This is a genomic window from Paenibacillus sp. Soil750 (assembly GCF_001428045.1).
Lineage (GTDB): Bacteria > Bacillota > Bacilli > Paenibacillales > NBRC-103111 > Paenibacillus_E > Paenibacillus_E allorhizoplanae.
In genome coordinates this window covers 422,602-436,707 of the sequence record NZ_LMSD01000001.1, presented here as the reverse complement: position 1 = coordinate 436,707, position 14,106 = coordinate 422,602, and the positions used below count along the sequence as shown (strand labels likewise).

At 46.8% G+C, this 14,106-nt stretch carries 9 protein-coding genes and 2 pseudogenes; 4 read left to right on the top strand and 7 right to left on the bottom strand.

All coding sequences use genetic code 11. From position 1 onward, the window contains the following. Positions 1 to 49: 49 nt before the first annotated feature. The 3 genes from ASL11_RS01930 (at position 50) to ASL11_RS01920 (ending at position 3,194) form a co-directional block, all read left to right on the top strand. Positions 50 to 1,081 carry a LacI family DNA-binding transcriptional regulator gene (locus ASL11_RS01930; RefSeq protein WP_056609077.1) on the top strand — a complete coding sequence of 344 codons (1,032 nt, stop codon included), beginning with the start codon at positions 50 to 52 and terminating at the stop codon, positions 1,079 to 1,081. Between the two features lie 103 nt (positions 1,082 to 1,184). After that, positions 1,185 to 2,195 carry an RluA family pseudouridine synthase gene (locus ASL11_RS01925; RefSeq protein ID WP_056609075.1) on the top strand — a complete coding sequence of 337 codons (1,011 nt, stop codon included), beginning with the start codon at positions 1,185 to 1,187 and terminating at the stop codon, positions 2,193 to 2,195. Positions 2,196 to 2,237: 42 nt separating this feature from the next. Continuing rightward, positions 2,238 to 3,194, top strand: coding sequence for a D-2-hydroxyacid dehydrogenase (locus ASL11_RS01920; RefSeq protein WP_056609074.1), 957 nt, complete (start codon positions 2,238 to 2,240; stop codon positions 3,192 to 3,194). Positions 3,195 to 3,330: 136 nt separating this feature from the next. Here ASL11_RS01920 and ASL11_RS01915 read toward each other — a convergent pair whose 3' ends face one another. Beyond that, on the bottom strand, positions 3,331 to 7,026 hold the full coding sequence (locus ASL11_RS01915) for an Ig-like domain-containing protein (protein ID WP_056609072.1): 3,696 nt from the start codon (positions 7,024 to 7,026) through the stop codon (positions 3,331 to 3,333). Positions 7,027 to 7,051: 25 nt separating this feature from the next. Between ASL11_RS01915 and ASL11_RS38090 the strand changes: the two are divergent. Next, positions 7,052 to 7,120 (top strand): annotated as a pseudogene (locus ASL11_RS38090) (hypothetical protein); the annotation flags it as partial. Here ASL11_RS38090 and ASL11_RS01910 read toward each other — a convergent pair. The 6 genes and pseudogenes from ASL11_RS01910 to ASL11_RS01885 form a co-directional block, all read right to left on the bottom strand. After that, positions 7,111 to 7,815 (bottom strand): annotated as a pseudogene (locus ASL11_RS01910) (carbohydrate ABC transporter permease); the annotation flags it as partial. The pseudogenes ASL11_RS38090 and ASL11_RS01910 overlap by 10 nt on opposite strands. 82 nt (positions 7,816 to 7,897) lie before the next feature. Beyond that, a complete protein-coding gene (locus tag ASL11_RS01905) occupies positions 7,898 to 8,854 on the bottom strand; it encodes a carbohydrate ABC transporter permease (protein WP_056609067.1) in 957 nt (318 codons plus the stop codon). A gap of 180 nt (positions 8,855 to 9,034) precedes the next feature. After that, positions 9,035 to 10,354 (bottom strand): ABC transporter substrate-binding protein, encoded by a 1,320-nt coding sequence (locus tag ASL11_RS01900; protein WP_056609065.1) that lies wholly within the window; start codon positions 10,352 to 10,354, stop codon positions 9,035 to 9,037. Between the two features lie 160 nt (positions 10,355 to 10,514). Further along, positions 10,515 to 11,255 carry a response regulator transcription factor gene (locus ASL11_RS01895; protein ID WP_056609063.1) on the bottom strand — a complete coding sequence of 247 codons (741 nt, stop codon included), beginning with the start codon at positions 11,253 to 11,255 and terminating at the stop codon, positions 10,515 to 10,517. Between the two features lie 3 nt (positions 11,256 to 11,258). After that, complete coding sequence (locus ASL11_RS01890) at positions 11,259 to 13,016, bottom strand: sensor histidine kinase (RefSeq protein ID WP_056609061.1); 1,758 nt, start codon at positions 13,014 to 13,016, stop codon at positions 11,259 to 11,261. Between the two features lie 250 nt (positions 13,017 to 13,266). Continuing rightward, a complete protein-coding gene (locus ASL11_RS01885) occupies positions 13,267 to 14,106 on the bottom strand; it encodes a 1,4-dihydroxy-6-naphthoate synthase (protein ID WP_056609059.1) in 840 nt (279 codons plus the stop codon).

Here is a 14,106-nt window from a genome sequence, read left to right as displayed (position 1 = left end):
TTAAAATTGTAGGTACAGAAGGCAGTCAGAAAAGGGGCATCTCAGACGTATGCGAAAAAGAATTACACTCCACGATTTAGCCGCTCAGCTCGGCTTAACGATACAAACGGTATCCAAAGCGCTGCGCGGACTGCCTGGTATGTCAGAGCAGACACGAAGTGAAGTTTTCAAGCTCGCGCGCGAGCTTGGCTACATGACCAAAGATCAGAAACAAACACTTCAGCAAGATCTCATCTCACCGTATCCCGTTGTACAGCGCAGGTTCGTACTCGTCCAGAACAAGCAATCCTTGAACTTTAACCGCTTGTTGCTGCAAGGCTTACATGAACGTTTCATGGAGTTTGGCCACACGGTTCAACCACTTCTCATTCCGCCTAAACTTAAGCCATCACAATTTGACGACTGGGCCGAGGAAGAAGGTTTGTTATATGCGGAGGGGGTGTTTATCGCACCAAGGATGAATTGGGATCTCTTGGAGCAAAAACTGTTAGAGCTGCAGCTCCCGCGGATTCTGTTGAATTTTCCGCCACCGGAGTCCAAGGTCGATAGTGTCATTTGGGATGTGTACGAGGCAGTTTATCAGGCGGTTCGAAGGCTCGTCCGAATGGGCCACAGGAACATCCTTTATGTAGGCGATACGAAGGATCAACGCGGATTCGTTATCCGGTGGCAAGCTTTTGCCGAGGCGATGAAAGAGGCTGGGGTGGCGGTTGATCCTGGTGAGCACGCGATAGAGCGAGATGGTTCGGAGGGGTGGTTGGTGGATTTTCAGCAGAAATATCAGCTACGCCAGCCAACGGCAGTCATTTGTGGCATTGATGAAGAAGCTGCGCCTGTGTATCACACCCTTCGTCGATTAGGGGTTAACGTGCCTCAGCAATGCTCGCTGGTTGCGCTTTTGAATGAGCAAAGCGACACACTGCCGCTCTGCTCTCGCCCTCAGCTGCCGATTCGAGAGGCCGGCTACCGCGCAGCTGATCGCATGCTATGGCGGATTGCCAACCCGCATTTACCTTTTGAGCATGTGCGGCTGCAGGGGGATTTTTTCACAGGGAGTACGATTCAGAAGTTGCAGGGTTAATTTTAACGAGGCGATCATTTCATTTGCTTTTATGAACGTGGTATATTGGAGGTCGAATGAACTGACCGGATGGTAAGCCATCGTACTAGGAGGTATTTATAATATGCAAAAGAAACAAGGTTCACGTCCAAAAGGAAGCCTCAGCCATAAACCTAAATTCGGAACGAATAAAGCACAAATCCAGTCAACGCAAGCAGGTACTGCTAAAGGTGGTCAGGAGTCGAGTACTCGCCAGTATACGGTGAAGGAACCTACTGAGCTTCTGCCTTTTTTGTTGGAAAAACTATCGAGTCTAGGTCGAAATGCGGTTAAGGCTATCCTCGCTCGTGGACAAGTGGCCGTGAATGGTAAAGCGGTGACGGCTTATAATCACCCCTTGCAACCGGAAATGACGGTCACGATCAACAAGGATAAAGTTGTGGAGGATATTCCGCTAGCAGGGATGACGATTTTACACGAAGATCACGATGTTATTGTCATTCAAAAGGATGCAGGCCTTCTATCCATTGCAACGGATACACAGGAGAATCAAATCACAGCCTACCGCCAGCTTACGGCGCATGTGCGGAATCATGATCCGAAGGCGCGAATTTTTGTTGTTCATCGCCTAGATCGGGATACATCGGGTGTGATGATGTTTGCCAAAAACGAACAGGCGCAGCAGCACCTACAGAACACGTGGCAAGAGAGCGTCAAAGAGCGGACGTATGTGGCTTTAGTGGAAGGTATGGTACGCAAGCCTGAAGGAAAGATTTCTTCCTGGCTCAAGGAACACGCGAAATCGCTCAAAATGTTCTCCACACCGTACCCGAACGACGGACAGCATGCGGTTACGCATTACAAAACGCTGCAAGCGAATAAGAGCTTCTCTCTGCTTGAAGTGAACTTGGAGACCGGACGCAAAAACCAGATTCGCGTTCATATGCAGGATATCGGGCACCCCGTTGCTGGGGATAAAAAGTATGGGTCCAAATCGAAGGAGATCAATCGACTTGGTCTGCATGCGCGTGTGCTAGCCTTTTTGCACCCGACGACAGGTAAGTTAATGCGTTTCGAGACGCATATACCGAAGGTGTTTTTGAACCCTTTTAAAGAGCCGGGTGTGAAGAAGTAAAGTGCGTGAAGGATTGGGCAAACCAACAAAAGGAGTAGAGAGATGAACATTGTTGTACTTGATGGTTATACGTTAAATCCAGGCGATCTGGACTGGAGTGGTTTACAAGCGCTAGGCGAGTTGACGGTCTATGAACGTACATCTGAGTCCGAGATTGTAGAACGCGCCGCACAGGCAGACATGGTGCTGACGAACAAAACACCTCTCTCTGCACAAACGCTGGAGAAACTGCCTAAATTGAGATATGTCGGTGTTTTGGCGACTGGCTACAATATTGTGGATATCCAAGCCGCGAAGACTCAGGGGATTATTGTTACTAATGTGCCCGCATATAGTACGCATTCGGTTGCTCAGTTAGTTTTTGCACTCCTGTTGGAGTTCTGCCACCGCGTGCAGCGCCATAGTGACAGCGTGCTTCAGGGGGATTGGGCTGGATCGGCTGATTTCTTCTACAGTGTCTCCCCTCTCATCGAGTTAAGTGGCCAAACGATGGGACTAATCGGTCTTGGCCAAATTGGCAAACAAACGGCGCTCATTGCTGGGGCGATGGGTATGAAGGTCATTGCCACAGGGAGCGGACGAAGTGTGCCACAACCGGTGGAAGGCATAGAATGGGTATCGCTTGAGGAACTGCTCCAGCGTGCTGATGTGGTTAGCTTGCATTGTCCGCTGACCCCAGCTACGAATGAGCTGATCAATGCGGAGCGGATTGGTATGATGAAACCGTCGGCCATTCTGATTAATACAGCCAGAGGTGGATTGCTTAACGAGGCGGATGTCGCGCAAGCTTTGAACGAAGGTCGCCTCGCTGGTGCGGGGCTTGACGTTCTGACGGTCGAACCGCCAAAGCCAGATAACCCCTTGCTGCATGCTCAGAATGTAATTATTACACCGCATATCGCATGGGCAACGAAAGAAGCTAGAGCTCGGTTGATGGCTGTTGCGAGCAGTAATGCGCGGAGTTTTGTAGCGGGTCGGTCGGTGAATGTGATCGGGTAGGGTTGGGATTAGCGTCCTTTCCCAAGTATTTAACTTGGAATACACAACATGGATTCAAATCAATATAGGACTGCCGCCAAGGTTCGTGAATTCGAAGCTTTGGCGGCAGTCCTTTTTTTAGTTGTCGATCGTTCTATTATTTTAACTTATTCAATAAACGGTAAATGATCACAGCCGCTTGCGCTCTTGTCGTGTTGTCGTTCGGCATAAAGCTGCCATCACTTCCTTCAAGGATACCTGCTTTTTGCATGGTGATGACTGCTTCTGCCGCATAATCGGCGATTTCAGCCGAATCGTTAAATTCCTTGGAGCCAGCATTCGTCTGTATGCTTGCTTTTAGTGCCAGTAAAGTACGATAAGCCATAACCGTCATATCTTGTCTGGATATCTCATCCCCTGCACCAAAGCTTCCGTCTTCTCTGCCACTTATGATACCAAGCTGCCTAGCTGTCGCAGTAGAGCTGTAGTACCAATCTTCCTGATCAATGTCTGAGAAGGTGTTTGACGTCGCTTGTTCATGATCGAAGCCGAAAGCTCTCATCAGCAGTGTCACGAACTCTGCTCTTGTAACCGGGCTATTAGGTACAAAGCTCGCCTCACTCACACCACGGATTATTTCCCTCGCTGCCAAAGCGTCAATACTCGCTTGCGCCCAAGATACTTCGCCGATGTCTTGGAAGGTAACATCCTTGTAGAATACAGCATAGTTGCCAAGCTCTGCAGTAGTGAACTCCACTTGTCCTGTAGCTGCATTGTAAGCCCCATTCACAAGTACCTCTAACTTTCCTGATGCGTTCACATAGCTTACGATTACTTTCTCTGGAGATTCTCCTGGTTTCAGCGTATAGTTGACGGCTATGCGGGCACCCTCGGTACTCAAGTTCTTCGTCGACTTTCCATCCACTTGCAAGTCAAATTGGAATACACTACCGCTCCCAATGGACTGTCTTACCTGCTCGGAAAGTGCTCCTTGTTCAACGTTCGTTACGACAACCTGAATATTCTTCGCATCAGTCCCCGCCTGTTGCTTCAATGCTTGAAGAGGTAGGATGACCTTAGAGTCGCCTGCATGGAATGCAATCTGTTTCACTTGGTTCGCATCCGCTTTGTTCAGCAACGCAACAGGAACTTGTATGACAAGCTTCTTCGTTGTCGACTCTGCTGAAACACTTAAGCTTATCGTTCCGTTAACAGCTCCCTCAATGGCTTTAACCATGTCTAGATCTTGAATTATTACTGTGGATGTTTTCGGATCCTTGGGCTCTTCTTTAACAGGTACAGTGATGACACCGCCGCCGCTACCCGATCCGTTAGACGTATCGTCCGTCGTATCATCTGTGTTCTCCCCATTGTCTTTGCTCGTCACCGTTATATTCGCCGTCGCTTGCAGCGCAGTTCCGGCTACTGATCCATGAACGACAAAGTTACCTGCTTGGGCATAAAGCGTTGGAGCGATGTTGTCCCAAACAACCTGAAGCTGTGAGGTTAGCTGATTATCATATACGGCTGTTACAACCGTCGGTAATATCGGCGCTACCCCTGTTGTCGTGCTTACGGCTACAGGCTCAATCGATAGAATAACAGCTGGAATTTCCGTTACCGTAATATTCGCTACTGCGCGAATGCTTGTGCCTGCAACATCTCCTTGGACCACAAACGAACCTGCCGCAGCATACTGAGAAGCATCCACGAGATCCCATGTAACGGACTGCGATGAAGTCGATTGATCATCATACACGGCTGTTACTACGGTAGGAAGCACTGGCGCTATACCTTTACTTGTTAACACGCCAATCGGATTGATACTAACAATCACCGGGTTAGGATTGACAGTGACTTGAGCCTCCGCTCTCACATCTGTCCCCTCTACTGAACCATACACAACAAAGCTTCCTGCCTGCGCATATTGCGATGGTGCCACAGTATCCCAGATGACAGGGTGTGATTTTTGCGACTGATCGTCGTACACAGCAGTCACATGAGTAGGCAATACTGGCGCTGCTCCTACAGCGGTCGTAACCAACTTAGGCTCGAAGCTGACAATAGCAGCCGGAGTAGCTCCTACAGTGATATGCGCCTCTGCTCGTATGGCTGTCCCTGCTACAGTTCCTTGAATAGTAAAGGTACCTTCTGCCGCATATTGAACAGGTGTTAGGCTGTCCCACGTAACCGGCAGCGTTTCGACCGACTCGTCACTATACGTAACAGAAACGGTTGAAGGCAATGTTGGAGCAACGTTGACATACGTATTCACGTCAACGGGTGATACCGTATTAATTACCGCTGTTCCTGGAATGATTTCGCCACTGCCCATTTTGACATGGTCCAAAGTAATATCAGCGATAGGAGACGTGTCTCCGCCAATTTTCATCACATTGCCGCCGGTACCTAAACTGGCTGCTCCAGCCCAGGCTAGTTGACCGTCAATGTATAAGTCATACGTATAATTAGCGTGAACAACTACTCTGTAATCATGATACACGGTTGTATCCAAAGTAGTTGTCTTGACTGGGCTGCTTGCTTTATTTTGTGCCGTACCTTGTGTGCCATACTTTAAATAAAGTCCGATCTGATAATTACCGCTTCTGATTGTAAATTCATTTAAGGTGTTTGCGGTATTTACCTTGGCTCTATACTCTACGGTGAAGGCTCCCACCAAAGGCGTGAAATCGGTTTTTAGTAAATAGGTTGAAAAAGCGGTGCTCGAGTCTATAATTTTCACATTCCCGCTATCTTGCGTTACGGAGCCAGGGCCATTGACCAATTTGGACCAGCCTCGTGAATACTTATTCATATCGTCATTAAAATATTTGAATAGACCTGGCGGTAGTGGAGGTATCTCGTCTATAGGCTCAACTGCATTCGGGTCCATCTTTGCATAGGCAAGCACGCCGCCTAAACGGTCGCCTTGCTCATAGAACATGTATAAGTCTTCGCCGTCATATACAAAGTTAGCCGAGGCTGTTCGTCCCCGGTCAATCACGTCATCAGAGTCATGCAATATGCCCAGATGATTCTCCAGGTCAAAATTAGCACCAACCTCGGTGATATGCACATTGCCCGAAGACGCATGGTAAGCTACATAATGCTTGCCATTCCATGGAAAATAAGTGGGACCGGACAAATTTGTTCCTTCAGATGCATTGGAAGTAATCAATGGATTCTTTTGTGTTGTCCAGCTGAGACCATCATTCGACCATGCCAGATAAATGTTTCTTTTATTCGCTGTGGTATTACCCATCAGCAGCATGATGTAAATATTATTTTTGGAGGGAATCGTATACTTGAACACCTTGGCATAGGAGGTTTCCATCAAGCCAACAAAATCACTAGTGCCAAGCGCTTTTTGCTCATACGTAAAGTTGATGCCGTCTAAGGTTGAGGCAATCCTTGTCGTCGTATTTTCCCCATGGTAATACATGTAAAATTTCTGAGCTGCATCGTTCCATATCATATACGGTGAGGACACGTGTGACACACTGTAATGAGGAGACCAGACATTGGCGATTAATGGGTTAGCCTCGTATTCCGTCCAGGGCCCGTCCAAGGAATCGGAATAAGCCAGATTAATTCCTCCTGGCGCATCGTGAGGAGCATAGTACAAATAATAATTGCCTAACGGATTCGCGATATGTTCCCTCGCGTTAATAACCTGCGGAAATATAATCTCGTCTGTAGGATTATACTTTAATTTCAGTGGATCCAAGACTTGACCCTGATATTTGAAAATTGGAAAACCCGCTAAAGCGGACGCAGGTTTAGGTTTAACAACGACTACAATGCTCAGCACCATGATAAAACATATCAAACTGGCTATCGCTTTTTTTAGCATCAGTCTTGCTCCTTTTTAATGGTAAATTGTCTTCTCTACTTATTTCAAACCAGTCAAAGCTACACCTTCGATAAATCGCTTCTGGGCGATAAAGAAAACAAGCAATAGGGGAACAGTCGCCATAACGGAGGCTGCCATCAATAAGTGCCAATCCGTCCCTGCCGTATCCGTGAATAACTTGAGTCCAACAGGTAAAGTAAATAATTTATTATCGCTAATGTAGATCAGCGGATCGAAATAGTTATCCCAGCTGTGAAGAAATGTAAAAATAGCGAGCGTGGATAACGCCGGCGTAGAAAGCGGAAGCATGATACGCCAGAATGTTGTCCATGGTGTGCAGCCATCAATTTTCGCCGCTTCCTCCAGCTCATCAGGTACCATGATGAAAAATTGGCGTAGTAAAAATACGCCGAATATTCCGCCTGCACCTAATACGGAAGGAACAATTAACGGGAAGTGTGTGTCGGTCAGATGCAGCTTAGACATCCACACGAACATCGGAATCGCCGTTACTTCAGTCGGAATCATCATGCCGGTCAGCAGGATGAGGAAGATGATATTCTTGAAACGAAAATTCATCTTGCCAAACGCATACCCAGCCAGTGCCGCAAACAAGCAAGTAGCTATGGTAACCACGATGGCTATATAAGCGCTATTGAAGAAGTAAAGAGGAAACTCAGGCTGTTTAACGAAAACCTGCTTAAAATTGGACCAGGAAATGGGATCAGGAATCCATTGCGGCGGAAACAGAAATATTTTTGTCGGATCCTTAAGTGAAGTCGTGATCATCCACAGGAATGGAAACAAGATAACGAGTGATATAAGGGAAAGCACTGTATAAATAGGCAGATTTCGAAGTATGCCCTGTTGGTTATTGTTCATGATGCACCCACCTTTTTCTCATATTCCATTGCACGATGGTCAAGACCAGTACTAGGAAAAACAAGATGAAAGCGATTGAAGATGCGTAACCGAATTCAAATTGCTTAAATGCCTGCTGATAAATATAGTACACAAGCACATAGGTGCTAGTCCCCGGACCACCGTCCGTCATGACTTGGATTTGGGAGAATACCTTCAGCGAACCGATTAAGGTTAGGATAAGCGCCAGGAAAAACGCTGGTGAGATCATCGGAAAGGTGATATTCCAGAAGGTTCTCATGCGCGAGGCTCCGTCAATCTTGGCAGCTTCGTAGTACATTTTGGGAACCTCCTGCAACGCAGCAAGGAAAATCACCATATTCAGACCTACATTCTTCAATACGCTGACTACGATAACTACTGGCATCGCCAAGCCAAAATTGTAAAGCCATGCGGGTCCCTGAATGTTAAATAACAGCAGTATTTGATTGACCAAGCCAGCATCCGTCGCAAAAATGTATTTCCACACAATCGCCCATACGACAATCGAAGTCACAACCGGCGTGAATATAGCGGTTCGAAACAGGCTGATTCCTGGTATTTTTCTATTTAATAGAAGAGCTAAACCAAGTGCGAGCATTAAATTCAAGGGAATGAGCCCCGCCGAAAAGTACAATGTGTTCCATACCGTCTTCCAAAATAAAGGGTCGTTCAGAAACGCTTTCTCGTAGTTATCCAACCCTACATACTCCGTATCGTGAAGGAGAGAGTAATTGGTGAAGCTCATGCCAAATGCAGCCACGATTGGAACCAATAAGAAGATGATATATCCGAGTACCATCGGAGAAATAAATAAGTATGCATACCATGCCCCACTTGAAGCAAGGCGGCTCTTGGCACGTTTCCGGATGGAAACGGGTTGCCCTGTCTGCAGGGATGGGGTCAATTTCGCACCTGCGGAATCCATGTTGTTTCTCTCCGTTCTCTGTAAGTTATTCGATCAATAAGCGCACGAAATCCATAGCAGTGCAAGAAGCTTCGAGTAAAAGGGATCTGACTCATGCTCAGGCATCTAGTCAGAATCCGGTCATCGCTCGCGTTCAGACCCTTCTTCTACTCTAAACTTCTCCACTACCGTGACGTTTCTTTATTTAAGCAACGGGCTTACTTCACTTTCGGCTTTGGTCAATACATCCTTCACCGTGCCCGACTGCGCATAGAGCAAATCAAGAATCGTTTGCATCTTCGTATCAATTTGCTGCCAATTTTTGTGAGCTGGCAACGTTGTAGCGCCTACCATTTGATCGATGACGGCAAGCTTCACACTCTCAGGTGATGGCCCTTGCTTTAGGAATGACTCCGATTCCAAAATCGACTTGCGGCTTGGCACGAAATACTGGCTCGTAATGTTCATATTCTCACTATTGGTAATATATTTTAAGAAGTCCGTTGCTTCTTTCGGGAATTTACTATCCTTCATAACGACAACGCCAGCATATCCCATTGTAGTGCCCGCACCTTTAGGCCCTTGAGGCAATGGAGCGATATCCCACTCGAAGTCTTTGATCGCCTTAGCTTTACCCATATAGCTGAACAATTCCTTTTGCATGGCAATTTTCCCCGTGTCGAACGTCGTTTGATCCCCTGGCTTCGGATGCACTTTATCCTTGAAGATCATATCCGAATACAACTGAAGCGCCTGCTCGCCCTCTTTGGAGTTCAAAGTAAACTTCGTACCATCTTTACTTAACAGTTCGGCACCGTATGAATTAAACACTGTTTGCAGGGCATCCGGCCAGTTGGTCCAGCCATTGCGCACAAAATTCGTTCCATATACACCCTTTCCAGGGTCAGCTAATGTCTTTGCCGCTTTGAGGAACTCCTCATAGTTCCATTTCCCTTGCTTATACAGCTCAGTTGGCGTTGCCAGTCCTTTTGCTTTGAACATTGTTTTGTTGTAGTAGATCATCGATGTAGGTGTAGAAAATGGAATGCCATAGATTTTACTGTCTTTGGTTAACAATTCAAGCGTTGTCGGATATACCTCATCAAATTTATACGCCGTATCCGCTTTCAAAGAAGTAACATCAAGAAGCTGACTGCCCTGAATGAATTGCGGAATCATACGTTCTGCGAGCCATGCGACATCTGGAGCTGAATTTGATGCTTGCATGATCGATAGTTTCTGCTGGTAGTCAGCAAAAGGAATGATCGTAATCTCCACGCTAATGTTCGGGTTTTTCTCCTTGTATTTGGCAATCATATCCTCATACATTTTCTTGTGCGTGTCGTTGCCCCATATGCTGAATTTCAGTGTGACAGGCTTCTGAGCTTTCACCTCTGTTGACGAACTTGGTGCTGTTGTAGCTCCGGTTGCTGCCGGCGTATCTGTTTTGGTACCGCAGGCAGTTACGACTGACGTTGTGACTAGCAGCGTGCCCATAAGTAAGCTAAACTTTTTATTCATATTCGGGTTCCCCTTTAATTTGTATTATGTAACCGCTTCAGTGAAACGTTTACAAACTTTATTATAAAGAAAACGAACCCGCTCTTTTATGGCCTAAAATTCAGAATAGGTTCGAATTGTATCGATATTGGTTTTAAAATCTGCATGAATATTCGTACTCCTATTGGTCTCGAAATTCGGATGGCGTCAACCCAACGACTTGCTTAAATAAAGACATGAAATACTTGCCATTGGGATATCCCGACATTCTTCCGATGTCTTGAACCTTCATATGTGTCGTCTTTAATAGCTGCTTAGCCTTCTCTATTCGGCGCTGCGTCAAGTATTCCGATAGGTTCTGTCCCGTTTCGGACTTGAACAATGCGGACAAATATCTATGGTTTAAGAAAACCTGATCAGCCAAGTATTGCAGTGAGATGTTCTGATCTAGATGACTGTCGATAAGCTCCTTAACTTTTCTTATGATTTGTCGCTCCTCTTGCCCTTCCTTTGCAGAAGAGGCAATTTCAGCTTGCAAGGGATTATTTTTGAGGAGATCCTTCTTTAATCGATCTATAACAATGGCTAGTTCAGCCTTGTCTACAGGCTTCAATAAATAATCCGCAGCATGATACCTTAGTGCGTCCCGTGCATATTCAAAATCACTGTACCCGCTAACGATAACAACTGGCAGTTCAGGGTATTGGTCACTAAGCCTCCGCATCATCTCAATCCCGTTCATTTCCTTCATACGGATATCAGTAATGACGGCATCTGTCGTATTTGTCTTCAGCCATTCAATCGCCTCCAGGCCATTGGACATCCCCCCAACCACCTGAACCCCGCCTATGATATGCTCAAGTAAATGACGAAAACCATTCCGAAGATTAATCTCATCCTCAACTAATAAAATTCGAAGCATTGGTCATTCCCCTTCCCACTGCAATGGAATTTTCACAATAAAATGAGTGCCATGCCTATCGGTTTTATCCAAAAACAACCCATATTCCGTTCCGAACAAGAGTCGGATTCGCCAGTGAACATTTCGCAGTGCGAAGCCTTTCTTCTTAAAACCGAAGCCATCCCTTGCGCCGTGTTCGTTGCTTTCCTTGTAGATATGAGCTTCTACCTGCCTCATTCTTTCCTCGCTAATCCCCTTACCGTCGTCTGAAACAGTGATGACAAAGTGATCCTCTTCTAAATATGTGGCGATTCGGACGATGACAGGGTCCTCTTCCATGGCATGCTCAATGACATTTTCGATCAAAGGCTGAAGCATTAATTTGGGAACGAGATACTCCTCGTGCCCCATGTCAACATCAAGCTCCATCTGAAGCTGTCCACCTAATCGATACGACTGAATCTGAATATAGGATTCCACGAATAACAGCTCGTCCTTCAGATAGACAAGGCGCTCATCCTTATCTACCGTAAATCGCAGCAGCCTGCCTAAACTGACGACAACACTTGATAGCTTAGGATGATTCGACTCCAGAGCCATCAGGTTGATCGATTCCAGCGTATTGTAGATGAAATGGGGATTAATTTGACTCTCGAGCGTCGATAGCTGGGCATCCTTTTCACGAAGCTTGCTTTCATACACCTCTTTAATCAGGCGCTCGATTTCTGTTACCATCATGTTAAAGCCGCCTGTCAGATGGCCAATTTCATCATGGGAGGCGACTTCAGCTCGTTCCCCAAAATCACCCATTTGCACCTTTTTCATTTTCTTCTGAAGATGTCGAATCGGCTTCACTAATCGGCTTGAGGCTACAACGGCTAAGAGGTACGCAACTAGCATAGAAATAACCGAAACGATAATCGTAGACCTCACTAGCTTGCGAGCTCCCGCGGTTACCTCACTCTTCGGAATAAAGCCCGTCACTTGCATACCCGAGAATTCAGAGCTTACCTTTGCTGAAATTTGTTCTCTGCTGTTGTTAATTTCCTTCCAGCTCAATGAACTATCCATATCCACCCCATCAATCGGGTAGATCACATCACCATTACGATCCGAAATATAAATTTGACTTTTGCCGTTATAATTCGTGGAATCTAACAAGCTTTTGAAACCCATCTCAGTTAGATCAACCTTCACGATCCCCAAATATTCATTGGTGGAAATTTCTCTAACAACACGTGCAATGGAAATAACCTTTTCTGTGCCATCCAAATAGTAACCTGCGTCGTGAGGCGGTAATATGACAATTGAACCGTCCCCCTTCTGAACATCTGCCATCCACGGGTTGCTTAAAGCTTCCCAGTATCGATCAACGGTAGTCTCCAAGTTGCTAAACAAGTTCCCATCAAGCGCAAAAATTAAGATACTCCTTATCTCACTTCGATCAAATGTGAGTGAAGAAATCATTAAATTCATCTTGCTGTATTCATCGGAAGTCACAAATACGGGGTTACTTTGCCTTGGGTGTTTTCTCAGAATATTCATTACGTTTTGGTTATAATATGGCGCCATCGTAATGCGATCCATGTCTTTCATATATCGATCAAGATTAATCTGGACCTGCTCAATAATTTGGCGCGTATATCTGCGGGAATCCTCTTCAACATTCGAGATATATTGATAGTAGGTAATCCACCCGCTAATAAAGAAGGGAACCGTAATGAGCAAAGCAAATAAAATAATGAACTTGCCCCGTAAGGATAAAAATAGCTTCGATGGCATGCTAAATCATTCACCTCATAACCTAAGTGTTCTTGCATACGCCAATTATGATTGCTCGATGACTACAAATCTACTTTAACTTTACTTTATATTTGAGTGCGTAAAAAACTCTAATGAGGAGTATTGCGCGGAGTTACGGAGGCATGTATTTACATCACTATGGTGGGGAAGCTCGGGTAAGATAAAACAAAAAGGCTGTCTTTCCAAGTAGATTTTATCTACGGGGAAGACAGCCTCTTGTATTCCAATGCTATTTCAATAAAGCCGCATAATCCATCTGCGGCACAAGACCTGTCTCCGCTGCACGCTGGAGCAAGGTTAAGACAGCGCCATAGCCGCTATCGCCGAGATCAGCGGTGAATTCGTTGACATATAGGTCGATGTGCTGCTGCGCGACCTGCGGATCCATCTCCTGCGCGTGCTGCATGACGTAGTCGCGCGAAGCTTCTGGATGCGCCCACGCGTACTCAACGGAGGCGCGAGCCCAGCCCGCGAGTGCCTCCAAATCCATGGTGCGCCTAGCGATGATGGCGCCCAGTGGGATTGGCAGCCCGGTGTCTTGCTCCCACCAGCTACCCAAATCTGTTAGAAGCGCTAACCCGTACGACGGGTAAGTAAACCGGGCTTCATGAATGACGAGGCCGGCATCGATAAGGCCGTCCCGCACGGCGGGCATGATCTCGTGAAACGGCATGACCACGATTTCGCCAACGCCGCCAGGCACGTTCTGTTCTGCCCATAGGCGGAACAGTAAGTACGCCGTCGAGCGTTCGCTTGGCACGGCAACTCGGCGGCCGCTAAGGGCAGCCGGGTTAGCCGCTCCTTCGCTTGGCTGCGTCAGCACAAGCGGGCCGCAGCCTCTGCCCAAGGCGCCGCCGCAGGGCAGCAGGGCGTAATCCTGCAGCACCCACGGGAGTGCTGCGTAGGAGATTTTGAGCACGTCGGGGCCTGTGCCTTCGGCGGCCAGACGGTTCGTAATATCGATGTCCGCGTAGAGGACATCGAGCTCTGGTGCACCTGGGATTAAGCCATGCGCCCAGGCATGGAAAACAAAGGTATCGTTTGGACAAGGTGAGAACGCTATTTTCAT

Excerpts from the sequence above, each read along its gene's own strand:
- ASL11_RS01930 (WP_056609077.1), top strand. The coding sequence starts at position 50 with ATGCGAAAAAGAATTACACTCCACGATTTAGCCGCTCAGCTCGGCTTA.
- ASL11_RS01925 (WP_056609075.1), top strand. The coding sequence starts at position 1,185 with ATGCAAAAGAAACAAGGTTCACGTCCAAAAGGAAGCCTCAGCCATAAA.
- ASL11_RS01920 (WP_056609074.1), top strand. The coding sequence starts at position 2,238 with ATGAACATTGTTGTACTTGATGGTTATACGTTAAATCCAGGCGATCTG.
- ASL11_RS01915 (WP_056609072.1), bottom strand. The coding sequence starts at position 7,026 with ATGCTAAAAAAAGCGATAGCCAGTTTGATATGTTTTATCATGGTGCTG.
- ASL11_RS01905 (WP_056609067.1), bottom strand. The coding sequence starts at position 8,854 with ATGGATTCCGCAGGTGCGAAATTGACCCCATCCCTGCAGACAGGGCAA.
- ASL11_RS01900 (WP_056609065.1), bottom strand. The coding sequence starts at position 10,354 with ATGAATAAAAAGTTTAGCTTACTTATGGGCACGCTGCTAGTCACAACG.
- ASL11_RS01895 (WP_056609063.1), bottom strand. The coding sequence starts at position 11,255 with ATGCTTCGAATTTTATTAGTTGAGGATGAGATTAATCTTCGGAATGGT.
- ASL11_RS01890 (WP_056609061.1), bottom strand. The coding sequence starts at position 13,016 with ATGCCATCGAAGCTATTTTTATCCTTACGGGGCAAGTTCATTATTTTA.
- ASL11_RS01885 (WP_056609059.1), bottom strand. The coding sequence starts at position 14,106 with ATGAAAATAGCGTTCTCACCTTGTCCAAACGATACCTTTGTTTTCCAT.